Origin of the sequence: Pseudomonas sp. SWRI50, assembly GCF_014269095.1 — a bacterium.
Taxonomy (GTDB): Bacteria; Pseudomonadota; Gammaproteobacteria; order Pseudomonadales; family Pseudomonadaceae; genus Aquipseudomonas; species Aquipseudomonas kermanshahensis.
Genome location: NZ_JABWRW010000005.1, coordinates 32,995 through 58,718, shown reverse-complemented (window position 1 = coordinate 58,718; position 25,724 = coordinate 32,995). Strand labels below are relative to the sequence as shown.

Here is a 25,724-nt window from a genome sequence, read left to right as displayed (position 1 = left end):
TTTGGTTATGATCGTCGGGCTTGTGATTTTTCATACCTGGATACCTGATGCTGACTGCCCTGCTGTTCGACCTCGACGGAACCCTCACCGACACCGATACCCTGCACCTGCAGGCTTTCCGCCAGTTGCTGCGCGAGCATGACGGCCGTGAACTGAGCCAGGCCCAGTTCGATGCACAGGTCAGTGGCCGGGCCAACGGCGAACTGTTCGCCGAGTTGTTTGCCGATGCCAGCCCGCAGCAATGCCTGGCCCTGGCGGATCGCAAAGAGGCGTTGTTTCGCTCGCTGGCGCCGTCGCTTGCGCCCATGCCCGGCCTGTTGCGCTTGCTGGAGCATGGCCAAGCCTGTGGCCTGGGGATGTGCGTGGTGACCAACGCCCCCCGGCTCAATGCCGAGCACATGTTGCAGGCCATGGGGCTGGAGGCCCGCTTCGAGCATGTGTTGGTGGCCGAGGAGCTTGAGCGAGCCAAGCCGGACCCGCTGCCCTACCTCACCGGGCTACAGCGGCTCGGGGCCGAGGCCGGGCAAGCGCTGGCCTTCGAGGACTCGTTGCCCGGGGTCAAGGCTGCCAGTGGTGCAGGGATCTTTACGGTTGGCGTTGCGACTACTCAGACTGCCGAACGCCTGATGGACGCCGGGGCTGGACTGGTGATCGAGGACTTTGATGATGCGCGGTTGTGGGCGTTGATTGAATCGATGGGGTGAGGTGTGCATGGTGCATGCTTTGAGTTCAATGGCGCCTGTGAGATCGAGCGCCACAACACTCAACCCCTACACCTCGATGCTCTAACCTTCAACCGCTGCCCAACCTCTCAGGCCGCCCATGCTCATCGACGAAGAACTGACCCTCAAAAAGCTGGAAACCTTCCTCGCCTTCATGCGCAGTGGCAACCTCGGCCGCGCCGCCGCCGAGCTGTCCACCAGTGCCGTTAGCGTGCACCGCGCCATCCACTCGCTGGAAAGCGCCTTGCGTTGCCCCCTGTTCAAGCACGAAGGCCGGCAACTGATCCCGCTGGAAAGCGCCTACGTGCTGGAGAAAAAAGCCCGCCAGCTGATCCAGGACGCCGAGCAGATGGTCCGCCAGACCCGTGAGGCTGCGGGGTTCTATGCCGAACGTTTCCGCTTGGGCGCCCTGTACTCGCTAACGGTAAAGACCGTGCCAAAGCTGGTCATGGGCCTGAAACTGCGCCGCAGCGCGCTCAACATCGACCTGACCCTGGGCTCGAACGTCGACCTGCTGCAACGCCTGAAAAACCACGAACTGGAGGCCATCCTGGTGTCGCTGGACGAAAGCGTCTGCGACCCCGCCTGCGAGCAATTGCCGCTGTTCTCCGACGACATCTTCCTTGCCGTCCCCACCGACTCGCCCTTTGCCGAGCACGCCGAGGTGGACCTGGCCGACCTCGCCGACTCCACCTTCATCACCCTGACCCAAGGCTTTGCCACCCACCGTGATGGTGCGCGGGTATTCGAGCAGGCAGGGTTCGAGCCGAAGGTGGCCATGCAGGTGAACGATATCTTCACCCTGCTGAGCATGGTCAGCTCCGGCGTTGGCTTTGCCCTGCTGCCAGGGCGAATCGCTGCGGTCTACGAGAACCGGGTGAAGTTGATTGCCCTGCAACCACGCTATCGCCTGCAACAGCACATTGGCGTGGTGTTTTTGAAGGCGCGGGAACGGGAACCGAACCTGCTGGCGTTGCTGGCTGAATGCAGGATGTACAGCCGCGAAAACTGAGCGAAAGCCTGCAGGTGTTCATGTTCCAGCGACCTTTACACCGCTTGCCGGGCGGCGCGCCGGCCTGAACCGGCATGACGCCCCTGCAACAACACTGCCAGCGCAGCCAATACCGCCGGGATCAGCAACGACGCGAACACCTGTGCAAAGCTCCAGCCCATGGCCAGCATCTGGGCGCCGGCAAACGCACTGAGAATCGCCCCGAAGCGGCCGATGCCACTCATCCAACTGGCACCGGTCGCCCGCGCTTCGGTGGGGTAGAACGCCGCTGCCAAGGCATTCATGCCCACACTCGCGCCATTGAGGCCAAAGCCCACGGCCCAGGCAATCGCGCACAGCCAGGCAAAATCCCCGGCCACCTGGCCAATGGCGAAGATCACCGCACCGCTGAACAAGAAGGTCAGCATCAGTACCCGTTGCGGGTTGCAGCGGTCCATGGCCCAGCCCACCGAGATCGCCCCCAGCGGCCCGCCGATCTGGAAACAGGCGGTGACGATGGCCGCTTCGGCCACCGAGAAGCCGCCCCCCTCCTTTACCAAGGTGGGCAACCAGCCGCTGAACAGGTAAACCAGAAACAGCGCCAGCACGTAGCCAGCCCAAAGCATCAACGTGCCAAAGCGGTAGCGCGGCGAGAGAATGGTCGCAATCGCCCCACCACTGCTGGGCGCGCTGGCCGGTACGATGAAGGTGCTGTCGGCGTTGACACGCTCCGGTGCCAGGCGGCTGACGATGGCGTGGATGCGACGCTTGTCAGCACCCTTGCTGACCAGGAAGGTGACCGACTCGGGCAACCTCCAGCACAGCAACGGCACTGTCAGCAGCGGCAGCACGCCGCCCAGCACCAGCACGCTGCGCCAGCCCAAGTTGGGGATCATCCAGGCACTGACAAAACCGCCTGCCGCCGCACCCAGTGAGAAACCACAGAAGGCCAGAGTGATCAGCAGCGAGCGGCTGCGCGCCGGCGCGTATTCACTGACCAGGGTGCTGGCATTGGGCATGGCGGCGCCCAGGCCCAGGCCGGTCAGAAAACGCAGGGCAACAAGGGTCTCGAGGTCGGGCGAGAATGCCGAGGCCAAGGTCCAGATACCAAACAGCAGGACACTGCCCAGCAAGACCGCCTTGCGCCCATAGCGGTCGGCCAAGGGGCCGGCGATCAGTGCACCGAGCGCCAGGCCGATAAGGGCCGCGCTCAACACGGGGCCCAGGCTTTGCGCGCCCAGGCCCCAATCGCTTTTCAATTGCGGTGCGATGAAACCGATGAGGGCGACGTCCAGCCCATCCAGGGCGATGATCAGAAAGCCCAAGAAGACCACCCATTTCTGGTAGCGGCCGATGGGTTGCTGGTCGATCAGTTGGCGCACATCAATGGCGTTGTTCATGGGGTATCACCTGTTGTTGTTTTTATGAAGGTGCATCGGCAGTGGGCCGCCATGCGACCCAGACAGCATTACCGGTGAACGAGGCTGGGCAGCCGCACAGGCCGGATGATCCGCGTCTCTTGGGCCACGACCAGATCGCGGGTGGCCTGCAGGTAGGCTGCGAAGTCCGGGTCAGCGTCCCGCGCGGCGCTGCGTTTTTCGAAATCATCGAGGCTGTCATAGCCCCACAAGTGCACCACCTGGTTGAGCGGGCCAATGCTGCTGGTGTAGAACGCCAGCGGCGCACCGAGATGGCGCAGCAGAATCGGCATGGCCAGCTGGTCGAAGGCTTCGAGAAAGGCCGCCATGCCACGTGGGCGGATGGTGTAGACCCTGTGATCGACGACAGGCTTGTCCATCATGCAACCTCCCGCGCTTTGCCCGCTGTCGCCAGCCCTTGTTCGACGCCCGCCAGGTGGCGCCCGGTGATGTAGCCAAAGGTCATGATTGGCCCCAGGGTGATGCCCGCACCGGGGTAATTGCCGCCCATGATGCTGGCGCGGTCGTTGCCGACGGCGTACAGGCCGTCGATGGCCTGCTGATCGGCGCCCAGCACTTCGCCGACCACGCTGGTGCGGATGCCGTCGAAGGTGCCCAGGTCACCCATGATCACCTTCACGGCAAAGTAAGGCCCCTCGGCCACTGGCGCCACGCACGGGTTGGGCGTGTGCTGCGGGTCGGCCAGGTAGCGATTGAAACGCGTGGTACCTCGCCCAAACTGGCGGTCCTCACCCTGAACGGCGCCCAGGTTGTACTCACGTACGGTCTGCTCCAGCCCGGCGGCATCGATCCCGGCCTTGCGCGCCAGCTCGGTGAGGCTGCTGCCCTTGAGCAAGTAGCCGTTACGCAACAGCGGCCCCAGCGGCATCGGCGAGGGCTTGGCGAAACCCAGGCCGTACTTGGCCAGGGTGCGCCGGTCACAGACCAGCCACATGGCGGTTTCCGGTTGCTCTGCACACGCCTCGATCAAGGCGGCACCCACGTCGTGGTAGGAATTCGATTCGTTGGTAAAGCGCTTGCCTGAGCGCAGCACGCCGATCACACCGGGCTTGTAACGGTCGAGCAAATGGGGGAACGCGACAAATCGCCCTGCCCCCATCGGCACCTTGGACACCGGCATCCACGCCGCCGCCGCTTGCAGGCGGATATCGACCTTGGCGCCCATCGTTTCAGCCATACGCGCACCATCACCCGTGTTGCCTGCTGGCACCGGCGAAAAGTGCTCGCCACCCCGACGCACATGCGGGTAGGCCTGCTTCAACCGTTGCACGTCATGGGAAAACCCGCCACAGGCCAGCACCACGCCGCGCCGTGCCTCGATGCGCAGTTCGCTGTCACCTTGTTTCGCCAACACGCCAATGACCCGATTGCCTTCACGCAACAGGTGCCTGGCCGGGGTCCCGGTCAAAATCGGAATGCCCAGGTCCAGCGCCGACTTCACCAGCCGCGCCGCCAGGGCATTGCCGCTGGTCACCTGGGTGCCACGCCGGTACAGCGCCAACTCCTTGAGGTGGGTCAGCAAGCGCTTGGCCACATACACGAACGAGGTCAGCGAGCGGGTGGCATTGAAGAAGTGCTTGAGGTCGGCATTCGACGAATTGAACATCATGCCGATGAAGGTGATGGTCTTGAGCGGTGGCCGCAGGCGTGCCATGTCGGGCCCAAGGCCGCGAATGTCGTAGGGCGCTGCCAGTATCGAGCGCCCGACATCGACGCCACCTTCCACGTGTGGGTGATAGTCGGGGTACAGCGTGGGGACGAATTTGACGGCGGTCTCGCGCTCGAAGAACTCGACCATGTCTGGCCCGTGACGCAGAAACGCCTTGACCGCCACTTCGTCGAAACAGTCGCCGGTTTCGTTGCGCAAGTAGGTCAGCGCCGCCTCATCGCTGTCGTTCATCCCATGCCGGTTGCCCGGCACCCACAGCACCCCACCGGAGAACGCCGTGGTGCCGCCGAAGCAGTCGTCCTTTTCGATGACGACCACATCCAGGCCATGTTTTTTCGCAGTGATCGCCGTCGCCAGGCCGCCGGCCCCCGCCCCCACCACCAGTACATCGCAGGTGCGTGTGTTCATGCGCGTACGCCCTCGAAACCGGGGCGCGGGATCAACGCCATGGGCATGCTCTCCAGCCCACCATCGACCGTCAACTCGGCGCCGTTGATGTAGTCGGCACGCGGGCTGGCAAGAAACAGCACCGCCTCGGCGATGTCCTGCGGCTCGCCGATTCGCTGGTTGGCGGTCATGGCGCTGCGCTGGCGTTCGATGTGCGGGTCCGCGTAAAACGCCGCCGACAGCGGCGTGCGGATCAACCCCGGGCACACCGCGTTGCTGCGTACCCCGCGCGGCCCCCACTCTACGGCAATCTGCCGGGACAGCATGCTGACCCCGGCCTTGGCCGCGCTGTAGGCGCCACTGTTGGGTTGAGGGTAATGGGCCGCGATCGACGCTACATGCACGATGCGCCCCTGGCCTCGGGCAAGCATCAAGCTGCCGAAGGCCTGCGAACACAGCAGGTAGCCGCTGAGGTTGACCGCCAACACCTGGTTCCATTGCTCCAGGGTCAGCACGTCGAGCGAACCCGGGCGCAGCACACTGGCGTTGTTGATCAGTACATCGCAGCGGCCGTGCAGCGCCTGCACCTGTGCCGCGGCGTGGCTTACGCTGTCGGGGTCGGCGATGTCGCACCCCAGCGCGCTGACCTCGCCGACACTGTGCTCGCCCAAGGTGGCCGCCAGCTCACGGCACTTGCCCAGGTCGCGGTCCAGCAACACCACATGGGCTTGCTGTTCGACCAACGCGGCAGCCAGTGCCGCGCCAATGCCGCCGGCCGCGCCGGTCACTACACAAACGGCTGAATCCAGGCCCAGCCAGTGAGCGCTAATCTTGTTGTTATGCATGCTGCTCTCCAGAGTGTCGCTTCATCTGGCGAACAGCCTAGGGCTGACAGGCACCCGGGCAGAATGGACAAAACCTGCAACCAACCCCACATTCCCGACAATTTGCTGCACCGCCCCTGAACCTGTTCAGCGGCTGTGGCACAGTAGCCGGGTACCGATCAAAACAATTACAACACCATGAACAAGATCCCCAATTACGCCCTGTACGGTGAGACTGCACAGCCGGTGTGGCACGAGTCGCTGCATGTGGAGTCGATCTCCAAACGCTCCGGTGCCCACAACTGGGAGATCGCCGCGCACCGTCACGAAGGCCTGCTGCAGTTGCTGTACCTGCAAAGCGGCGGCGGTGAAGTGCTGTTCGACAGTGACCGCGTGCAGGCCCAGGCGCCCTGCGTGGTGTACGTGCCGGCGCAGGTGGTGCATGGCTTCCAGTGGGCCGGTGCGGTCGAGGGCCAGGTGATCACGGCGGCGCAGCACCCGCTGGAAAGCATCACCCAGGTACTGGCGCCGAACCTGCTGGCAACGGTCCGCAAACCCCAGGTGATCGCCCTGCCCCGCTGGGAAGCCGACGAAGACCCCCTGCTGCCGTTGTGCCGCGCCCTGCACGAGGAATACCACAACCGCGCTCGCGAGCATGTGGCCAGCAGCATGTCACTGTTGCTGACGCTGCTGATCCAGGTGCTGCGCCACGAACCACAGGCCAGTGGTAACGGGCGTCGCCCACCGTCCAGGCGCAGCCAGCAACTGACCGGGTTCCGCGAGCTGGTGGACATGCACTTTCGCGAGCATTGGTCGTTGGGGGCTTATGCCGCTGAACTCGGGCTGACGTTGGCCACGCTGGGGCGGCTGTGCCAGGAACACCTGGGCATGACCCCGATGAATGTCATCAACGCCCGGTTGGTGCTGGAGGCCAAACGGGCGCTGGGGCATTCCAGCCTCAGCGTGAAAGAGATTGCCCATGACCTGGGGTTTGTCGATGTGGGGTATTTCAGCCGGTTTTTTCGCAAGCACTCGGGGGTGAGCCCGAGTGAGTTTCGCGAGGCCGCGTTGCCCGCAAAGAGGCCAGTACAGGTTTCTTCAAGCCTCTAGCGCATGCTGCACCTGGCCCACTGTCGCCGCCAATTGGTCCAGGTGCAGGCTCAACACCCGCTCCACCGGCGCCTGGTCCACCGGCCAGTGCAGGGCGATGCTGCCCGCCAGTTGCCCCTCGACCCGCACCGGCAAGGCGATCGCCCGGATCAGAAACGGCAACCGCACCGGGTATTCCCAATGCCCCTCGGTACGCTGGCCAAAGCCCTTGTGCGCATCCTCTTCGATATCGCGCAACAGGCTGTCATCCCCCAACCGTTGGTGGCTGGCCAAGCGCTGCACTTCGTCGCCGTCCAGCTCGCCCAGGCACGCGCGCCCCATGGCCGAATGAAACAGGCTGGCATGGTGGCCGACGATCTGGCAGTTGTTCGGGTAGCGCTTGCGCAACACCTGAGGAATGGCGCTTTCCATCACCTCCAGCCGCTCGCCATCGAAGCACGACAGGTCTGCCACCAGCCCGGTGCGTTCACTCAGCTCAAGCAGCCAAGGCGCCGCCTGCTCCACCAGCCGCCGCTTGAAGCGCAACTGGCGGTCGCCGAACAGGCGCCGGGCACACAGGCGATAGCGCCGGTCGCTCAAACCCCGGTAGACCCACCCCTGCTCCTGCAAGGTGGCGAGCATGCGCGAGACCGTGGCCTTGGGCAGCGCCGTCAGGTAGTGCAGTTCTTCAAGCCCCAATGCCTGGTGTTCGCCCAGCAAGTCGACGATGGCCAGCGCCCGCTCCACCGAGCGTACGCCGCCACTGTCTGTCATGTTGCCCATGTGTCTGACCTCCCTGTCACTTGGCGGGTTGGTCATCATGCACAGCAAGAACCGCGCCTACCCAGGGCCTTTACGCAAGTTGCAAGCACTTCGGCGGCCGCCGTTCGACCCAGCGGGTCAGTTGCTCATGGGCATGGGCCAGTTGCAACACCGCGTGGTCCGCCTGGGCTGGGCCAATGATTTGCAGGCCCATCGGCAACCCCGTGGTACTGAAACCCACCGGTACACTGATGCTCGGCAGCCCTGCCAGGGTCGGCCCGATTACCACCTCCATCCAGCGGTGATACGTGTCCATCGTTCGCCCTGCAACCGCCTTCGGCCACGCCTGCTGTGCATCGAAAGGGAACACTTGGGCCGAAGGCAACAGCAGGAAATCGTAACGTTCGAAACACCTGCCGAGGGCCTGGTACCACGCACTGCGGTCTATCGAAGCCTGGTACACCTGCGCGGCGCTCAGGTGCAGGCCGCCCTCGACTTCCCACTGCGCCTCAGGCTTGAGCAAGGCACGTTTGCCGGGGTCGGCATAGGCCGCACCGAGGGTGCCGTGCACCAGGAAGTGGCGGTGGGTCAGCCAGCATTGCCAGAGGCGCGCCAAGTCAAAGGCCGGCTGGCAGGCCTCGATCTGGCAACCCAGCTCGGCAAAATCCGTCAGGGCCGACTCGCACAGGCTCAGCACTCCGTCTTCCATCGGCAGGTAGCCGTCATAATCGCCCAGCCAGCCCAGCCGCGCGCCCTTGAAGTCGCGCTGCAACCCTTCAGCGAAATCAACCTTGCCGCCACTCAGCGACAACGGCACCCTTGCATCGAAGCCTGCCTGGGTCGTCAACAGCCGCGCGACATCGACCACGCTGCGCCCCATCGGCCCTTCGGTGGCCAGTTGCTGCAGGAACACCTCCGGCGCCGGCCCATGCGGCACCCGCCCCTGGGACGGGCGCAGGCCGAACACGTTGTTGAACGCCGCCGGGTTGCGCAGCGAGCCCATCATGTCGCTGCCATCGGCCACCGGCAGCAAACGCAGGGCCAAGGCCGCCGCGGCCCCGCCACTGCTGCCGCCGGCCACCCGGCTTGGGTCGTAGGCATTGAGGGTGGTGCCAAACAGGGTGTTGTAGCTTTGCGAGCCCAGGCCGAACTCCGGCACGTTGCTCTTGCCGACGATGATCGCCCCACTGGCCCTGACCCGTGCCACGCTGACCGCATCGTGTTCGGGCACCTGCTCAGCGAACAGCGGCGAACCCAGGGTGGTGCGCAGCCCGGCCGTGGCAGCAAGGTCTTTGATTGCCTGGGGCATGCCCTGCATCCAGCCCCTTGACTGCCCCCGCGCCAGTTCACCGTCGCGCTCATCGGCTTCGGCCAGCAGCACCTCGGCCGCACGCAGCGACACCAGCGCATTGACCTGCGGGTTGAAACGCTCGATATGGGCGAGGTACGCCAGCATCACCTCACGGCACGATACTTGGCGGGCATGAATTGCGCGGGACAACACCTCGGCATCCAGCGCTACGATTGGGTCGATGGCTAGCGGCTTCACGGTTTCACTCCAAGGTTGAACGCGACAGCTTTACCCGCACGCGGCGCTTCTTTCAGGCAGTAGGTGCCCAACAGCGTCAGCAGGCAAGCAAACAGTACATAGAACGACGGCGCCACCGGCGTGTTCAGGGCTTTGCTCAGCCAGGTGACGATCAGCGGCGCAAAGCCGCCGAACACCATCACCGCCACGTTGTAGGCCACCGATACCCCGGTCGAACGCACCTCGACCGGGAACTGCTCGGCCAGGGCAGTCGGCGCCGGGCCAAAAAACCCGCCGATGGCGGTGCACAGCAGCAGCTGCATCACCAGCAGGCGCTCGATCGACGGCGCCGCCGCCACCCACACGTACAACGGATAAACCATCACGAAGAAGGCCAGGGTGAAGGCCATTAGTACCGGTCGCCGGCCCAGCCGGTCAGACAAGGCCCCCGCCAGCGGGATGACCACGGTCATCAACCCCACCGCGAGCATCTGCACCAACAGCACCTGGTCCAGCGGCAACCCGAGGTTCTTGTGGGCGAAGGTCGGCATGTTCACCAGCACCACGTAGAACGATACCGTGGCGCCACACGCCAGGCCCATCGACACCAGCAGGCTGCGGCGGTGTTCCCGCAGTACCTGCCACAGCCCCGGCGCCTGGCCCTTGGCCTGTTTACGCGCCTCTAGGAACTCTTCGGGTTCTTCCATGTGCTTGCGAATCCACAGCCCCACCGGGCCAATCAGCAGGCCAAGCACGAACGGGATTCGCCAGCCCCAGCTGTCCAGCGCCTCAGGCGTGCACAGGTGCGTCACCAACGCCACCATCGCCGCCCCCGAGAACACCGCCAGGCACTGCCCCACCAGTTGCCAGGAGCCATACAGGCCTTTGCGATGGGCGGGTGCGCTTTCTACCAGAAACGCCGTTGCGCTGGCGTATTCGCCCCCTGTGGCGAAGCCCTGGAGCATGCGCGCCACCACGATCAGCAACGGCGCGCCCATGCCGATGGCGAGGTAGTTGGGCGCAAAGGCGATCATGGCGATGGACACGGTCATCAGGCGGATGATCATCTGCATGGCCGCCTTGCGGCCTTTGCGGTCGGCGTACATGCCCAGCAGCACGCCGCCCACCGGGCGCATGAAAAAGCCCACGCCGAAGGTGGCCAGGGCCATCAGCAGCGAGGCGTATTCGTCGTCGGAGGGGAAGAACTGCCGGGCGATGATGCTCGCCAGAAAGCCGTACACGATAAAGTCATACCACTCCAGCGCATTGCCGATGACGGCAGCGACCACCTGCCGGGTACGCGACACGCCTGTGCTCGAAGTCTGCATAGGGAACACTCCATTCATCTGTTGGGTGACGACCCAGGCACAGCCGCGCCCAGGTTCCAGCGGCAGTCGTCAAATAAAGGTCAGGCGGGCTCGAGCCAGCGCTCGGCAAGCGCGCCCCAATAGGCGGCGCCGGTCAGCAGAATGTCGTCGTTGAAGTCATAGGCTGGGTTGTGCACCATCGGCCGCGACACGCCATTGCCGATGAACAGGTAGGCGCCCGGGCAACGTTGCAGCATCCAGGCGAAATCCTCGCTGCCCATCAATTTGCGGGTGTTGCCGTCCACCGCGTCGGCACCGAGCAGCTCCACGCCCACTTCTTGGGCGAAGGCGTTCTCTGCGGCATGGTTGACCAGTACCGGGTACGCCGGCCGGTGTTCGATGCTGGCGGTGCAGCCAAAACTCTCGGCTTGGCTAACGATGATCGCGCGTACTCGCGCCAGGGTCTGCGCCCGCACCTCGGCATTCAGCGCCCGCAGGCTCAGGCGCAGCACCGCCTGCTGCGGAATCACGTTGGCCGCCTCGCCCGCCTGCAGTGCCCCCACAGTGACCACTGCGGCTTCCTGGGCATCGATATTGCGCGCCACCACCGTCTGCAACACCATCACCACACTGGCCGCTGCCACCAGCGGGTCGACGGTCAGGTGCGGCATCGAGCCATGCCCGCCGACGCCTTCGAGGGTTACGCTGAGCAAATCCTGCGAGGCCATCATCGGCCCATCGCGAAAGCCCAGGTGCCCTGCCGGCAGCCCCGGCATGTTGTGCATGCCGAACAGTGCATCACAGGGGAAGCGCTCCAGCAATCCGTCGGCGAGCATCGCCTCGGCGCCGCCCTGGCCCTCTTCGGCCGGCTGGAAGATCAGCGTCAGCGTGCCGTCGAACTGCCGGGTCGCCGCCAGGTAACGTGCAGCGCCCAGCAGCATGGTGGTGTGGCCATCATGGCCGCAGGCGTGCATGCAGCCTTGGTGCCGGCTGCTGTAGGCCGCTCCGGTGGCCTCATGGATCGGCAGCGCGTCCATGTCGGCGCGAAGCCCCAGCTTGCGTGGGCTGCTGCCGTTGCGCAGCACCCCCACCACCCCGGTCTTGCCGACACCGGTGTGAACCTCGTAGCCCCACGCTTGCAGCAGCCGAGCGACCAGCGCCGAGGTGCGGCTTTCTTCAAAACCCAGTTCCGGGTGTGCATGGATGTCGTGACGGATGGCGTGCAGGTCGCTGGCCACGTCGTTGAGCCAAGCCAGGATGTGTTGATGTCGGGACATGCGGAATCTCCTTGCGCGGGTATGTTCCCGTTCTTGTTGTTCGCGGTGAGATCACGACGGGGAAGGCAGGTCGTGTTGGCTGACAGATAAACGCGAGTGATGGGGGGAGCACAATCGAATGTGGTTCCGCAGGGTGGAACTGGGCATGGGGGATTGCATGCGGGCCGCCAGGTGAACGGTTTGAGATCTTCAACGCCTAGGAGATGGAGCGCCGCCCGCGCGGCGCTTCGCAGCACAAGGCTGCTCCATCTGTTTCGGGCCAATTATTCCTGTGGTATGGCGCGCGGGCGACGTACCTAACCGCCGCCCCTCACTGTTTTGATTTGTACCAACAGGACCTCCTCTGGCCTGGGGCTTAGGATCGCCGACTCTTGACCACGCATACGATTCCAGCCAGCAGCTTCTTTCAGCGACTCCCAGAATAGCTCAGGCAGTGGGAGCCTGTTCGCCGTGGCCTCTTGAATCGTCGACGTTAAGTCGGTGTACAACTGTCTCAACTTGCCCACACCCGCCACGGATGCAGCCCCTATGCCGACTAGCGTGGATGCCTCACTCGCTAGCGAACCCATTGGAAATGCATAGGCCATCGCAACGCCAGGGACTTTTGTCAACGTACTCACCAACCCTCCATTGAATATCAACGCATTGTTAGTGCGGCTCGATGCATCGTATTCCGGTGGCACAGGCCTCCCTTGGGCCTTGGCAACCGATCTTCTGACGATAGTTTTCGAGGCTTTATTCAACGCAGACAACATGCCCACAGTTCCCCATACCAAGCCTGTCCCCTGGCCGACTATGCGCGTAGCGGAATGGCCGTCACGGTCAACATTGTTGACAGGATCCCCCAAGCAGTACGCATAGGCATTGAGCCCACCTCGGCCGAAAGGGCTAAAAGCATCCGGGCTGTAAAAGCGCATCAGCCCTGTACCGTAGGCACGCTTGCCGTTGCCAATCAGATAACCATTTGGCAGTAGCGCATTCGGTTCTCCAACAAACGCTAAGCGTGGGCCGCCCCTGCCCACGTGATAACCATAGGGCGCATAAGCCCGCAATGGGGGGGCCCTGAACATCTGGAGCGAGGGTTGCTTATCATTGGGTAATAGTGCCGTTGTTTGCATGTTTCGAGCCTGCTCAACCTGTGTTTAGAGGGCCAGGCTATTCATATGAATTGGCGTACATAACTCTCAGAACTACTGAAGGGAATCATTTTCCCGTCACTGTCTTTGCTGTTACTGGTACCGTTGGCGCACCGTTCAGCCACAGCCTAGGACTGCGTCATGCCTCCAAGCCAAACCACCCCAAACGGCTTCGTCCGCGTCCGTGGCGCCCGCGAGCACAACCTCAAGAACATCGATGTCGATATCCCCCGCGACGCGCTGGTGGTGTTCACCGGTGTATCGGGCTCTGGCAAGTCTTCGCTGGCCTTCTCCACCCTGTATGCCGAAGCCCAACGCCGCTACTTCGAGTCCGTCGCGCCCTATGCCCGGCGCCTGATCGACCAGGTTGGCGTGCCCGATGTGGACGCCATCGAAGGCCTGCCGCCGGCGGTGGCGCTGCAACAGCAACGCGGCACGCCCAGCGCGCGGTCCTCAGTGGGCAGCGTCACCACACTGTCCAGCTCGATCCGCATGCTTTACTCGCGCGCCGGCCATTACCCGGCCGGGCACGCGATGCTGTATGCCGAAGACTTCTCGCCCAACCCCCCCCAGGGCGCCTGCCCCGAATGCCACGGCCTGGGCCGCGTCTATGAAGTGACCGAGGCAACCCTGGTCCCAGACCCTTCACTGACCATCCGCGAGCGCGCAGTGGCGGCCTGGCCCATGGCCTGGCAGGGCCAGAACCTGCGCGACATCCTGGTAACCCTGGGCTATGACGTCGATATTCCCTGGCGTGACTTGCCACAAGCGCAGCGCGACTGGATCCTGTTCACCGAAGAAACCCCCACCGCCCCGGTGTACGCCGGCCTGACCCCGGCGCAAACCCGCGCCGCCCTCAAGCGCAAGCAGGAGCCCAGCTACCAGGGCACGTTCAGCGGCGCCCGGCGCTACGTACTGCACACCTTCATGCACTCGCAAAGCGCGCAGATGCGCAAGCGCGTGTCTCAGTTCATGCGCCCAAGCCCCTGCCCGCTGTGCGCGGGCAAACGCCTCAAGCGCGAAGCGCTGAGCGTGACCTTCGCAGGCCTGGACATCGCCGAGCTGTCGCACCTCTCGTTGCAGGCGCTGGCCGAGGTGTTCCGCACGGTGGCAGCGCCGGCCTACCTGGACCAGCACCAGGGCGACCTGACCTTGGAAAAACGCCTGGCCGCCCAGCGTATCGCCCATGAGTTGCTGGCGCGCATCGACACCCTGCTCGACCTCGGGCTGGGCTACCTGGCCCTGGAGCGCAGCACCCCGAGCCTGTCCTCAGGTGAGCTGCAGCGGCTGCGCCTGGCCACCCAGCTCAACTCGCAACTGTTCGGCGTGATCTATGTGCTCGACGAGCCTTCGGCCGGCTTGCATCCTGCCGACAGCGAGGCCTTGTTCGAAGCCTTGCAGCGCCTGAAACTGGCCGGCAACTCGGTCTATGTGGTGGAGCACGACCTCGACACCATGCGCCGCGCCGACTGGCTGGTGGATGTTGGCCCTGCCGCCGGTGAACACGGCGGCACCATCCTTTACAGCGGCCCGCCCGAGGGGCTCGCCCGGGTCGAGCAATCGTGCACACGTGCCTACCTGTTCGGCGAGCACGCCCAGGCCGTTCGCACACCGCGCCAGGCGCAGGACTGGCTAGCGCTGGAGGGCATCACCCGTAACAACCTCGACAACCTCAGCGCTCAGTTCCCGTTGGGGTGCTTCACCGCCGTGACGGGTATTTCCGGTTCGGGCAAATCCAGCCTGGTCAGCCAGGCGCTGCTGGAGCTGGTCGGCGCGCACCTGGGCCATGCCGAACAGCCTGCCGAGCGCGAAGAACAGAGCCTGGAGGACGACCCCGAACCAACCAGCAGCGGCCGGGTAAAGGCCGGGCTGGGCAGCATCAAGCGCCTGGTGCAGGTCGATCAGAAACCCATCGGCCGTACCCCCCGCTCCAACCTGGCCACCTACACCGGCCTGTTCGACGCCGTGCGCAAACTGTTTGCTGCCACCGAGCACGCCAAGGCGCAAGGCTTCGATGCCGGGCGTTTCTCCTTCAACGTCGCCAAGGGCCGCTGTGCAACCTGCGAGGGCGAAGGGTTTGTCAGCGTCGAGCTGTTGTTCATGCCCAGTGTCTACGCGCCCTGCCCGACCTGCCACGGTGCCCGCTACAACCCCGAGACACTGGCGGTGACCTGGCAAGGGATGAACATCGCCCAGGTGCTGCAACTGACGGTCGAACACGCCATGGCGGTGTTCGCCGAACAGCCGTCAGTACGGCGCAGCCTGCAAGTGCTGCAGGATATCGGCCTGGGTTACCTGCGCCTGGGCCAACCGGCTACGGAGCTGTCTGGCGGCGAAGCGCAACGCATCAAGCTGGCCACCGAGTTGCAGCGCACGGCGCGCGGGGCGACGTTGTATGTACTGGATGAACCCACCAACGGCCTGCATCCCCAGGATATCGACCGGTTGCTGGTACAACTCAACCGTCTGGTGGATGCCGGGCACAGCGTGGTGGTGGTCGAGCATGACATGCGCGTGGTCGCGCAAAGCGACTGGGTGATCGATATCGGGCCGGGGGCTGGGGATGCGGGGGGCAAGGTTGTGGCCAGTGGCACACCGCAGGCCGTCGCCGGGTGCGTTGAAAGCCGTACCGCCAGCTTCCTGGCCAAGGCGTTGTAGCGGTGCTGGGCACCGGCCTCGCCGGTGCCCATGCCATTACCCCGCCGACAGTTCCGCGATGCTGATCTCGCGCATGCGAAACTTCTGCACCTTGCCGGTCACCGTCATCGGGAACTCATCGACGAAGCGGAAATAGCGCGGCACCTTGAAGTGCGCAATCCGCGCCCGCGCCCAGTCACGCAGCTCGTCTTCAGTGGCTGCATGCCCCGGGTGCAAGCGCACCCAGGCGACGATCTCCTCGCCATACTTGCTGCAGGGCACACCAATCACCTGCACATCGGCCACCGCTGGATGGGTGAAGAAGAACTCTTCCAGCTCACGTGGGTAGATGTTCTCGCCGCCCCGAATGATCATGTCCTTGCTGCGCCCGACGATGCGCACGTAGCCCTGCTCGTCCATTACCGCCAAGTCACCGGTGTGCATCCAACCCTCGGCATCGATGCTCTCGGCCGTGGCCTTGGGGTTGTTCCAGTAACCCAGCATTACGCTGTAACCGCGGGTGCACAGTTCACCGATCTCGCCGCGTGGGGCTGTGCGGCCATCGGCATCGATGACTTTGTTCTCCAACCGTGGCTGGGTACGGCCGACGCTGGTCACGCGGCGTTCCAGGTCGTCATTGGCACCGGTTTGCAAGGACACCGGGCTGGTTTCAGTCATGCCGTACGCGATCTGTACCTCGGCCATGTGCATCTCGTCGATGACCCGTCGCATCACTTCGATCGGGCAGGTCGCGCCGGCCATGATCCCGGTGCGCAGGCTCGACAGGTCGAAGGCACTGCGTTGCGGGTGGTCCAGTTCGGCGATGAACATGGTGGGCACGCCGTACAGCGCGGTGGCCTTTTCCTCGGCCACTGCGCGCAACGTGGCGAGTGGGTCAAAGGCGTCGTTGGGGTAGATCAAGGTGCTGCCGTGGGTCATGCAGCCCAGGTTGGCCATGACCATGCCGAAACAGTGGTACAGCGGCACCGGCACCACCAGCCGATCGTGCTCGGTCAGGCCCAGGCTTTCGCCCACCATGTAGCCGTTGTTGAGGATGTTACTGTGGCTCAGCGTGGCACCCTTGGGAAAGCCGGTGGTGCCGGAGGTGTACTGGATGTTGATCGGGTCGTCACAGTGCAGTTGCGCCTGGCGGGTGGCCAACGCTTCGGCGCTGATGGCGTCGGCGCGGGCCTGCAGGGCATGCCAGGCGAGAAAGCCCGGCGGCGGTGAAGCGGCCAGGCTCACGACCCCGCGCAACTCGGGGAACCGCTCACAGGCCAGCGCGCCCGGGTGGCCCTCGGCAAGGCCCGGGATCAGGCCCAGCAGCATGGCATGGTAGTCGGAGGTCTTGAAGGCATCGGCGCAGATCACCCAGCGGCAACCCGCCTGGCCCAGGGCGTAGTCCAGCTCGCTTGCGCGGTAGGCTGGGTTGATGTTGACCAGGATCGCACCGACTTTGGCGCTGGCGAACTGGGTGATGCACCACTCGGCACAGTTGGGGGCCCAGATGCCCAGGCGGTCGCCGGCTTGCACGCCCAATGCCATGAGGGCGCGCGCGTGCTGGTCGACCGCCTCGGCCAGTTGCCGCCAGGTGTAGCGCAAGGCCTGGTGGCGAACCACCAGGGCTTCGCGGTCGGGAAAGCGGGCCACGGTGGTGTCGAAGGCGTCGCCGATGCAGTGGGTAAGCAGGGGTTTGTCCTGGTTGCCCTGGGAATAGCTTGGCTGGGGCATGGGCGTTCTCTTGTTGTTCTTGTACTGGTCATACCGGCCCATTCGCGGGACAAGCCCGCTCCCACAGGTCTCTTGCACAATTCTCTGTGGGAGCGGGCTTGTCCCGCGAAGAAGCCAACTCAAAACTAACGGATGAACACCTGCGGCGTAGTGGTCGACATGTCCCCACCCGGCAGCTTGATGTTCCTCACCTTCTGCAGCGTTTCGGGGTCGAACACCGCCAGGTCATTGAAGGTGCCGCCCAGGTACAGCTTGTCGCCCTTCTTGTCGAAGGTCACGCAGTAGTAGGTGTGTTCAAGGTTAGCCGCCTTGATCAGCTTGCGTTCCTTGATGTCATACCGCGCCAGGCGGTTGAGCACGCCGTAGATCTGGTTCGGGTCCTTCGGCGAGCGCAACCCGGTGAAGTACAACTCGGTCAGGTCGGCGAATTCCTGGGTGTGGGTCTTGCCGGTTTTCAGGTCCACACTGAGGTAACCGTACAGCAGTTCAGCGGTATTTGGGTCCTGCTTCTCGTCCTTGAACTTGGCAATCGTATAGAGCATCGAGAACTCGTGCCGAGGGCTCTGATGCGGCCAGAAATACAGCACATCCGGGGCGCTGTAGCCGGGCCGGTTCCAGGTGCGCAGCGGCAATGCCACCTCGTACTTGCCGGTTTGCACGTCCATCTTGTAGATGTCCGGGCCCGCCACGAACAAGCTGCCGTCGTCAGCGGCGCGCATCAGGTACACCTGGCGCGGCATCGGGAAGGTACGCGCAGGTTTCGCATCAAGGCCATCGGCCGTGCGGAACACCTCCAGGCGCGGCGGCTTGACCACATAGTGATCGTTCAGGCGTTGGGTCGGGTTGACGGTGGCATACACCTCTTTGCCATCAGGGCTGATGGCAAACGAATACATCGACTTGCCGACTTCCCCAGGCACGCTGGACAAGTTGGCGTGGAAGGTGGTCTTGCAGGTGTCCAGGTCGATGCCGTAGATGTCGGCGTAGTGGTTGTTGAGGATGTAGGCGGTACGGTTGTCCGGCGCCATCATCGCGGTGCCGGGGCCGAACGCATCGGGCATGCGGCAGCTCTTGTACAGCGCATCGCTGGCCACATCCACCACATGCAGGTTGTTCGGGTAGTTGGTCACGATCAGGTATTCATGGCCAGCCTTCAAGGCCGGCCCGGTGTCGTCAGCCTGTACCGCCCAGGCGCTGGCCGTGGCGGCGACGGTGAGCGCGAGCTGCGCGCAGAGTCCAGGTTTCATGCGGTTTCCCCTTGTCATTCTTGTTGGGCCGGTCACTTGTCTTTCGGGAACACGGTGCCGAGGTTGCGCCAGTCGTCCTGGGAGTTGGTCGCCTGGGCGTTCCAGTCCTGGTAGGTGCTCATCATGTCCGGCACCTGCGCTGGCCACCAGCAAGGGTCGGAACAGCCGTAAAGGTCGGCTTCCATGGGCTGGCACAGCGAGCTCACGCCACCAAAGGCGTCCACTTCCCAACCCGGGTCGGTGGTGGCGGTACAGCCTGCCACCGCGCTCATCGCCATGACTTCTTCGACACGGTCTTCGGCAGCGGCCTGTTCGAGGATGCGCGCCTTGTTGTTCAGGGGCTTCAAGTGCTTCATGTCAGTGCGCCTTCCGCGGGGTGATGTAGCGGTCGATGAAGGCCGGGTTGGCGGCCATGATGCGGCTGTAGACCTCGATGCCGAAGTCGACCCAGTCGCGCATCAGCTCGCAGTAGTGGTAGGTCGGGTGCTGCGGGTCGCCGTAGCGGGCATAGCTCTCGTGGTAGCAGCCACCGGAGCACAGGTTGCGAATACGGCAGCTCTCGCAGCCGGTGTTGCTGCGGTCCAGGCGTTGCGACAGGAAGTCATTGAGCTGGGCCTGCTTCACACCTTGGTGCACGTTGCCGAACGTCGGCAGGCTGGAGCCGGTGAAGCGGTGGCACAGGTTCAATTCACCTTCATGGTCTACCGCCAGCATTTTCAGCCCGGCGCCGCACGGCAGGGCCTTCTTGTGGCCCTCGTGGATGTCGGTGATCAGTTGGTGCAGGTTGGAAAAGCCGATGTTGCGGTGCTCCAGCGCGGCTTCCAGGTAGCGACGGCCCAGGGCCTTCATGTTGGCGAACACCTGCACCAGTTCGTCGCTGGTGAGGTTGAATGCCGACAGGTCGCCCGAGGTCACCGGGGCGAAGCCGACTTCGGCAAAGCCCATCTCGTTGAACAGGTGATTCCAGATGGTCTCGACATCGGTGATGCCACGGGTCAGGGTGACCCGCGCCCCCACCGGGCGACTGGTATAGCGTGACAGCAGCATCTCGGCCTTGCGCCGCACCACGTCATAGGTGCCCTGCCCGCCCACGGTGATGCGGTTGCGGTCGTGCACGGTCTTCGGCCCGTCGATGCTGATCGACAACCCGAAACGGTGGGCGTTGAGCCAGTCGATGATCTCTTCAGTGAGCAAGGTGGCGTTGGTGGTCATGATGAACTCCACCTGCTTGCCGGCCTCGGCGAAACGCCGCTCGCAGTAAGCGACCATGTGTTCGATCAAAGCCCGGTTGGACAACGGCTCGCCGCCGAAGAACACCACGCTGTAGCGTTGCTCGTCAGGGGACTCCTTGAGCAGCATCTCCACCGAGGCCTCGGCGGTAGCGGTGCTCATCTTCTTGCCGGCAGAGGGTTTGTCCAGGTCTTCCTTGTAGCAATAGGTGCAGCTGAGGTTGCAGCCGGTGTTGACGTTGAGCACCACCGTGTTCAACGCCGTGCGCTCGACCTGCTTGAGGGCGATTTCCGGCGTCAGTGGTGAGCCGTCGCTGACCACTTCCAGGGCGATCAGCTCGCGCAGGGTGTCCTGGATGTCGGCACCGGCAAACTGCTGACCGAGGCGCTGCATCAGCTCCTCGGCGGAGCAGCCTTGCTGGCGCAGGGTGTCGATGATGCCGCCGGTCACCGCGTCGGTGGCGAACAGCGAACTGCTAGGGATGTGGAACAGCATGCGGTCGGCATCCACCTGCACTTCGTGCAGGTTGCGTTCGACCAGGTTCAATAGTGCGCCCATGGCGACCTCCGATAATCGATCCGTTGGAAAACGCGTTCACACCTGCCTTATGGCAAGGGCGGGTTGTTCCAGCGTTGGACGGTGACGATCATGTGGCCCTCGCCGGTCTGGCCGCCGTCAGCCAGGGTGGCGATGACTTTCAGGTTGCCGGCGTTGTTGGTCATCATCTTGCGTGCCGGGTTAGGCCCCGCACCGCCGGGTACGAAGACGCCGTCGGCCTGCATCTGCCCGGCGAACTTGACGTCCTCGTCCTCGACGGCACGCTCGTTGAACGGCTCGACCTTCCATTGGGCGGGCAGGTAACCGATGCGCAGCGGCTGGCCGCTGGCGTCTTTGCCCCAGGCTTCGGCTTCGAAGCGCCCCTGCACCTTCGGCACGGACGCGCCGTTTTCACCGATGCGGGCAATGGAGAACGCCGGCACCACCTTGACCTCGTCGACCTTGTCGTAAACCGCCAGGTTGACGCCCTTGAGTGCGCCCACTGCAACGTCTCGCTGGCCTGGCTTGGCGTCTGCCGCCGCGCGCGCCTTGACCCGCACCAGGGTCGGGGTGGCCTCCAGCACTTCTGTCACTTCAACACCTGCGCCCAGTTCCGGCTTGCCCGTCAGGCCGCTGCCGACCAGGGTGATCTCGCTTTCGCTGCCCACCTTGATGAAGGCCGGTTGCACTGCCAGCAGGCGTGCCTTGCCGTCTTTCACCGCGCTGAAGTCCAGGCCGCGCTCGTCGTGATCGGCCTCGAACATGCGGCCTTTCATTTCGCCATCCAGCGCCGCAAATACCTGGCGTAGGTTGCTGTCGCCCACCTTCACGTTGCCGCGCCATTCATAGCCGTTGTAGAGGATCGCCGAGCCGCTGCCATTGAACGGCGTGCCGTCGGCGTAGCTGCCTTTGACCTCGACCTTGAAGGTGTCAGCCTCCCCTGCACTGACCGTCATCACCCCACGGACATCGCCTTTGGCCAGCATGTGACCGCTGAACGCCCACTGCCCTGGCAAGGCATCGGCCTTGGGCCGGGCCTGTTGCCATTCGGCCCAGGCCGGGCTGTCGAGCGGGAAGCGCTTGGCCAGGTCCGGCACCATTTGCTTGAGGGCGATTTCAAGCCAGTCACGGTCACGCGCCTGGGCCTGGTATTCGAGAGACGGCCATTGGCCGAGGTGGAAGTTGACCAGGTGTTCCCATTCCTGGGCCGGGCGACGCTGCAGGGCAACGCGGGCACCGGAGTGGCAACGGCCACAGGTTTCGCTGAGCTGTTGGTCGAAGTGTTCGACGGTGTTCAGCCGCCGCTCCATGGCGTAGCGCACGCCATCGGTCTCGCTGGGCGCCAGCCCCTGCTTGTCGGCCAGGTACTTGACCAGGGTGCGCCGGTCATCGTCGCTGATCTGCAGGCCGTGCATGACCTGCATGCGGGCGATGCTCATCAGCCAGCCTTCCGGCGTTTTGCGCTGATGGCTGATACGGCTGTAGGTGTCGTTGCCTTCGGGGATATGGCACCCCATGCACTTGGTTTGCAACAGGTTAGGGCCCTGCTCGGCCGCCATGGCCTGGGTGCTCAGCAGCGCGGCGGCGACCAGCGCCAGTTTGCCCGCATGCCGGCGGAGTCGAGTCGTCTTCAAGGTCAGACCTCCACGGTTGTTGTTCTTATCGTTCTCGCACGCTTTGGTACAGCAGGTGTGCATGTGACAGTCGTGATACAGAAACTGTGCCACATACTGGAAAGTTGTTGTATATCAGCCTCTTAGTAGGTTTCGCGTGGTTGCGCAGGCACGCCGGGGTAGAGCCGAAGCGTGCCATTTCGCGACAGGGTGTTTCATCCTGAGACAGGGCCTGCTCTGCAGGCCATTCGCGGGGCAAGCCCGCTCCCACTTAAACGGCGCAGCGGCTGAGTTCGGCTCTATCCCTGTGGGAGCGGGCTTGATCTCACCGAAACGGCGCAGCACCTGAATTCGGCTCTATCCCTGTGGGAGCGGGCTTGATCTCACCGAAACGGCGCAGCACCTGAATTCGGCTCTATCCCTGTGGGAGCGGGCTTGCCCCGCGAAGAGGCCTGTATAGCCACTGTTCCACAACCGTCTCACACCGTCTCAATGTGCAACAGCGCACGCCCGCAATCACAACCTTGCTCCCAGGTAAAACCCAATAACTACAGGGCTTTAACGCCATCTGCTCAGGTTGGCACGCCCATTGCGCCTGTGCCCGACACACCCAATGACAAGAGGCACCGCCCCATGCTTTCCGAACTGCCCATCCTGCCCGCCACCCGCGCCTTCCTCGAACGCAAACTGAAAATGCGCATCGGCGCCGACTGGCAGGACGCCGCCAGCGGTCGCACCCTGTCGTTCCGCAACCCGGCCACCGGCGAGGTGCTGGGCGAAGTACCCGCCGCCGACGCCGACGATGTCGACCGCGCCGTGCGGGCCGCGCGCCAGGCCTTCGACGACTCGCCCTGGAGCCGCCTGCGCCCGCGTGAGCGGCAGAACATGCTGTGGCGCCTCGCCGACCTGATGGAGCGTGACGCGCAACAGTTGGCGGAGCTTGAGTGCCTGAACAACGGCAAGAGCGCCGCAGTGGCCAAGGTCATGGACGTGCAACTGGCCATCGACTTCCTGCGCTACATGGCCGGCTGGGCCACCAAGATCGAGGGTAGCACCGTCGAAGCCTCGATGCCTTTGATGCCCAACGACCAGTTCCACGGCTTTGTCCGCCGCGAGGCGGTAGGCGTGGTGGGTGCCATCGTCGCCTGGAACTTCCCGCTGCTGCTGGCCTGCTGGAAGCTGGGCCCAGCCTTGGCCACGGGCTGCACCGTGGTGCTCAAACCGGCCGACGAAACCCCTCTGACCGCACTGAAATTGGCCGAGCTGATCGAGGAAGCCGGCTACCCGGCAGGCGTGTTCAACGTGATCACCGGCACCGGCCTGAATGCCGGTGCAGCCCTGAGCCGCCACCCCGGCGTCGACAAGCTAACCTTCACCGGCTCTACCGAGGTCGGCAAGCTGATCGGCAAAGCGGCCATGGACAACATGACCCGCGTCACCCTGGAACTGGGCGGCAAGTCGCCGACCATCGTCATGCCCGATGCCAACCTGCAGGAAGCCGCTGCCGGCGCCGCTACGGCTATCTTCTTCAACCAGGGCCAAGTGTGCTGCGCAGGCTCCCGGCTGTATGTGCACCGCAAGCACTTCGACAACGTGATCGCCGACATCGCCGGTATCGCCAATGGCATGAAGCTGGGCAGCGGGCTGGACCCTTCGGTACAGATGGGCCCGTTGATCTCGGCCAAGCAGCAGGACCGGGTCACCGGCTACATCGAACTCGGTCGCGAGCTGGGCGCGACCATTGCCTGCGGCGGCGAAGGCTTCGGGCCGGGTTACTTCGTCAAGCCAACGGTGATCGTCGATGTCGACCAGCGTCATCGCCTGGTGCAGGAAGAAATCTTCGGGCCGGTGCTGGTGGCGATGCCCTTTGATGACCTCGACGAAGTGATTGGCATGGCCAACGACAACCCCTACGGGCTGGGGGCGAGTATCTGGTCGAACGACCTGGGGGCGGTGCACCGGATGATCCCGCGGATCAAGTCGGGCTCGGTGTGGGTCAACTGCCACAGCGCCCTGGACCCGGCGCTGCCGTTTGGTGGTTACAAGATGTCAGGCGTCGGCCGCGAAATGGGCGCGGCGGCCATTGAGCATTACACCGAGCTGAAGTCAGTGTTGATCAAGCTCTGATCTTTTCCTTTATCGGCCTCTTCGCAGCACAAGGCTGCGCCTACAAAAGCACGCGGTCCCTGTAGGAGCAGCCTTGTGCTGCGAAAAGGCCGGCACAGGCAACCCAAACACAACAACAAAAACATGGAGCACACCATGAAGCACACGCTTGCCTGCACGTTGGCCCTGCTGTTCACCACCTCCCTCACCCAAGCCCACGAGCTCTACAACCAAAACGGCACCACCCTCAACGCCGACCTCGAAGCCCTGTTCGGCGTCTTCCACAGCGACGAAAGCTACAACCAGGCCGGCAACCGCCAACCCGGCAGCAGCAACTGGCGCGAGGGCTACGTCAAATACGGCCTAAGCGGCAGCCAGGCCCTGGCCGACAGCGGCGCACTGTATGGCGCCGTCAACCTGCTCAGCTCTGCCACCTGGGGTGATGGCGACGCTGCAGGCCTGACGCTCGGCGACGAACGCCGCACCGCCTTCGAAGACCTGTACCTGGGCTGGCGCTCAGCCAACCTGTTCCCGGCCCTGGGCGAAGATGGCATCGACCTCTCCGGTGGCCGTCAGGTGGTGACCCTGGGCGATGGTTTCCTGATCCAGGGCGACCCGGTCAACCTGGGCAAGGTCGACCTGGGCGCCAACTTCGACCGCGGCGGCGCCTATTACCTGGCCGCACGCAAAGCCTTCGACCGCACCGCCGTGCTGCGCCTGGGCGGCAAGCAAGGCTGGCGTGGCGACCTGATGTGGCTCAAATCCGACAACCATTACCAGGCCGACACGTCGATGGCAGTGACCAACATCGAGCATGTCGCCGACGCCGGCACAATCGGGCTCAGTTGGATCCGCGGCCTCGACGTCGATCAGCGCTACGCGCAGATCATGGGCCTGGAGCACCGCGACGGCATGGACACAGTCAGCCTGCGCGGGCGCGGTAACCTGGGGGTGAAGGACCTGGAACTGGCCGGCGAATACGTCACCCAAGACCGCACGGGCGGGCGCGAGAACGCTTGGTACCTGGAGGGCAACTGGACGTTTTCCGAACTGCCCTGGACGCCCACCGCCACCTACCGCTACAGCCGTTTCTCAGAAGACTTCGACCCGCTGTTCTATGGCCTGAGCCGCGGCTACGGCACCTGGTTTCAGGGCGAGGTGGCCGCCAACTATGCCGGGCCCTTCAACAAGAACAGCCAGGTGCACCACGTGGCACTCAAAGGCAAGCCGCGTGACAACCTGACGGTGGGGGCGCTGTACTTCGACTTCGACACACTCGACACCGACCAAGGCAACCTGGGTGGGCGCGAGCTGGACCTGTATGTGGAATGGATGGTCAACGACCACCTGCTGATCAGCCCGCTGGTGGGGTTCTACAAGCCGGAGCGCAGTGCGGCGAATGGTGGGACGCAGATGGGTAGCCGCGATACCGGGACCTATATGCAGTTGGTGGTCGGGACGTTCTTCTGACTGGGGATCTTGGGGCCGCTGT

Annotated in this window: 20 protein-coding genes; 6 read left to right on the top strand and 14 right to left on the bottom strand. The window is 64.1% G+C overall.

Annotation, left to right across the window (positions count from 1 at the left end; genetic code table 11):
• The first annotated feature begins 47 nt into the window (after positions 1-47).
• Together HU750_RS07510 and HU750_RS07505 are read left to right on the top strand one after the other, a co-directional pair.
• Positions 48-704, top strand: coding sequence for an HAD family hydrolase (locus tag HU750_RS07510; protein ID WP_027593439.1), 657 nt, complete (start codon positions 48-50; stop codon positions 702-704).
• 118 nt (positions 705-822) lie between these two features.
• On the top strand, positions 823-1,734 hold the full coding sequence (locus HU750_RS07505) for a LysR family transcriptional regulator (protein WP_186678128.1): 912 nt from the start codon (positions 823-825) through the stop codon (positions 1,732-1,734).
• A 35-nt stretch (positions 1,735-1,769) separates the two neighbouring features.
• Here the strand turns inward: HU750_RS07505 and HU750_RS07500 are convergent, their stop codons facing one another.
• The 4 genes from HU750_RS07500 to HU750_RS07485 form a co-directional block, all read right to left on the bottom strand.
• Positions 1,770-3,113, bottom strand: coding sequence for an MFS transporter (locus HU750_RS07500; protein ID WP_186678118.1), 1,344 nt, complete (start codon positions 3,111-3,113; stop codon positions 1,770-1,772).
• A 68-nt stretch (positions 3,114-3,181) separates the two neighbouring features.
• Entirely contained in the window at positions 3,182-3,511 is a 330-nt protein-coding gene (locus HU750_RS07495) for an NIPSNAP family protein (RefSeq protein ID WP_186678116.1), read from the bottom strand.
• On the bottom strand, positions 3,511-5,229 hold the full coding sequence (locus HU750_RS07490) for an FAD-dependent oxidoreductase (RefSeq protein ID WP_186678114.1): 1,719 nt from the start codon (positions 5,227-5,229) through the stop codon (positions 3,511-3,513). Before HU750_RS07490 ends, HU750_RS07495 begins: the two co-directional genes overlap by 1 nt.
• The gene (locus HU750_RS07485) at positions 5,226-6,053 is read right to left on the bottom strand and encodes an SDR family NAD(P)-dependent oxidoreductase (RefSeq protein ID WP_099454307.1); all 828 of its coding nucleotides are present in this window, start codon (positions 6,051-6,053) and stop codon (positions 5,226-5,228) included. The genes HU750_RS07490 and HU750_RS07485 overlap by 4 nt, the downstream gene beginning before the upstream one ends.
• A gap of 177 nt (positions 6,054-6,230) precedes the next feature.
• Between HU750_RS07485 and HU750_RS07480 the strand changes: the two genes are divergently transcribed.
• Complete coding sequence (locus tag HU750_RS07480) at positions 6,231-7,142, top strand: helix-turn-helix domain-containing protein (protein ID WP_186678112.1); 912 nt, start codon at positions 6,231-6,233, stop codon at positions 7,140-7,142.
• On the opposite strand, the gene HU750_RS07475 is transcribed toward HU750_RS07480, so the two are convergent.
• The 5 genes from HU750_RS07475 to HU750_RS07455 form a co-directional block, all read right to left on the bottom strand.
• Positions 7,131-7,904, bottom strand: coding sequence for an IclR family transcriptional regulator (locus tag HU750_RS07475; protein WP_186678111.1), 774 nt, complete (start codon positions 7,902-7,904; stop codon positions 7,131-7,133). The two genes, HU750_RS07480 and HU750_RS07475, sit on opposite strands and share 12 nt — an antisense overlap.
• A gap of 70 nt (positions 7,905-7,974) precedes the next feature.
• Positions 7,975-9,432, bottom strand: coding sequence for an amidase (locus HU750_RS07470; protein WP_186678109.1), 1,458 nt, complete (start codon positions 9,430-9,432; stop codon positions 7,975-7,977).
• Positions 9,429-10,739: a citrate-proton symporter gene (locus HU750_RS07465; protein ID WP_027593447.1), complete on the bottom strand. Its 1,311-nt coding sequence runs from the start codon at positions 10,737-10,739 to the stop codon at positions 9,429-9,431. The genes HU750_RS07470 and HU750_RS07465 overlap by 4 nt, the downstream gene beginning before the upstream one ends.
• A gap of 80 nt (positions 10,740-10,819) precedes the next feature.
• Positions 10,820-11,995: a M20 aminoacylase family protein gene (locus HU750_RS07460; protein WP_186678107.1), complete on the bottom strand. Its 1,176-nt coding sequence runs from the start codon at positions 11,993-11,995 to the stop codon at positions 10,820-10,822.
• Positions 11,996-12,291: 296 nt separating this feature from the next.
• The gene (locus HU750_RS07455; protein ID WP_225935711.1) at positions 12,292-13,065 is read right to left on the bottom strand and encodes an RHS repeat-associated core domain-containing protein; all 774 of its coding nucleotides are present in this window, start codon (positions 13,063-13,065) and stop codon (positions 12,292-12,294) included.
• Between the two features lie 207 nt (positions 13,066-13,272).
• On the opposite strand from HU750_RS07455, the gene uvrA reads away from it, so the two are divergent.
• Positions 13,273-15,789 carry an excinuclease ABC subunit UvrA gene (uvrA, locus tag HU750_RS07450; RefSeq protein WP_186678101.1) on the top strand — a complete coding sequence of 839 codons (2,517 nt, stop codon included), beginning with the start codon at positions 13,273-13,275 and terminating at the stop codon, positions 15,787-15,789.
• Between the two features lie 36 nt (positions 15,790-15,825).
• Here uvrA and HU750_RS07445 read toward each other — a convergent pair whose 3' ends face one another.
• The 5 genes from HU750_RS07445 to peaA all read right to left on the bottom strand — a co-directional run bounded on the left by HU750_RS07445 (position 15,826) and on the right by peaA (position 22,147).
• On the bottom strand, positions 15,826-17,499 hold the full coding sequence (locus HU750_RS07445) for a fatty acid CoA ligase family protein (RefSeq protein ID WP_186678098.1): 1,674 nt from the start codon (positions 17,497-17,499) through the stop codon (positions 15,826-15,828).
• Between the two features lie 125 nt (positions 17,500-17,624).
• On the bottom strand, positions 17,625-18,746 hold the full coding sequence (peaD, locus tag HU750_RS07440) for a quinohemoprotein amine dehydrogenase subunit beta (RefSeq protein ID WP_085272948.1): 1,122 nt from the start codon (positions 18,744-18,746) through the stop codon (positions 17,625-17,627).
• 32 nt (positions 18,747-18,778) lie between these two features.
• On the bottom strand, positions 18,779-19,102 hold the full coding sequence (gene qhpC / locus HU750_RS07435) for a quinohemoprotein amine dehydrogenase subunit gamma (RefSeq protein ID WP_008091708.1): 324 nt from the start codon (positions 19,100-19,102) through the stop codon (positions 18,779-18,781).
• Between the two features lies 1 nt (position 19,103).
• Positions 19,104-20,534 (bottom strand): quinohemoprotein amine dehydrogenase maturation protein, encoded by a 1,431-nt coding sequence (gene peaB, locus HU750_RS07430; RefSeq protein ID WP_186678087.1) that lies wholly within the window; start codon positions 20,532-20,534, stop codon positions 19,104-19,106.
• A gap of 47 nt (positions 20,535-20,581) precedes the next feature.
• The gene (peaA, locus tag HU750_RS07425) at positions 20,582-22,147 is read right to left on the bottom strand and encodes a quinohemoprotein amine dehydrogenase subunit alpha (protein WP_085272950.1); all 1,566 of its coding nucleotides are present in this window, start codon (positions 22,145-22,147) and stop codon (positions 20,582-20,584) included.
• Positions 22,148-22,759: 612 nt separating this feature from the next.
• Between peaA and HU750_RS07420 the strand changes: the two genes are divergently transcribed.
• A complete protein-coding gene (locus HU750_RS07420) occupies positions 22,760-24,253 on the top strand; it encodes an aldehyde dehydrogenase family protein (protein WP_099454318.1) in 1,494 nt (497 codons plus the stop codon).
• Positions 24,254-24,388: 135 nt separating this feature from the next.
• On the top strand, positions 24,389-25,702 hold the full coding sequence (locus HU750_RS07415; protein ID WP_186678073.1) for an alginate export family protein: 1,314 nt from the start codon (positions 24,389-24,391) through the stop codon (positions 25,700-25,702).
• Positions 25,703-25,724: the final 22 nt, after the last annotated feature.